The 513-nt window shown below is 41.9% G+C and carries 1 protein-coding gene; it reads right to left on the bottom strand.

The genetic code is table 11. The features are described from left to right. Positions 1 to 28: 28 nt before the first annotated feature. On the bottom strand, positions 29 to 513 hold a 485-nt coding region (locus ACTQWB_RS18750), incomplete at its 5' end, for a tyrosine-type recombinase/integrase (RefSeq protein ID WP_441502837.1).

Below are 513 nucleotides of genomic sequence, written 5' to 3'. Positions count from 1 at the left end.
TTCACAAAAAAGATGAGGATAACATTATTTATCTTAAACCACAGATACGTGCCATTTCAGCTTCATCATCTGGCCATAATGGCTTCTCATCACTTTCCAGATCACCTGATTCCATCACTTTACGCATCATATCAACTGAAGGGACTGCGTAAATACGTGTTGTTTCAGTTGAGGAATGCCCCAGTATACGGGAAACAAGTTCAAGTTCTGTTCCATCCTGATACAGATTGGTTGCCCTGGTCCTGCGGAACATATGGGGATAGCATCGTTCCGGGAAATTCGGATACTTTGAGCGGATCTGAGCTGCATATTTTTTGATGATACGCTCAACATTTCCAACTGACATCCTGTCTTTGTGACCCTTGATCACTGTATAGATCAGCGGAGCATCAGGATCTATCACTTCATGGTAAACTTTTAAATAGTTCTTCAGATGATCAGCGGTCTTATCTGTGATCGCAACGATCCTTTCTTTATCACCTTTTCCATAAATCCGAAGATACGGTATGTCGG

Origin of the sequence: Blautia sp. HCP3S3_H10_2, assembly GCF_052122375.1 — a bacterium.
GTDB lineage: Bacteria > Bacillota > Clostridia > Lachnospirales > Lachnospiraceae > Blautia_A.
Note: the sequence above shows the minus strand (reverse complement) of the source record. Positions and strands in the feature narration are given on the sequence as shown.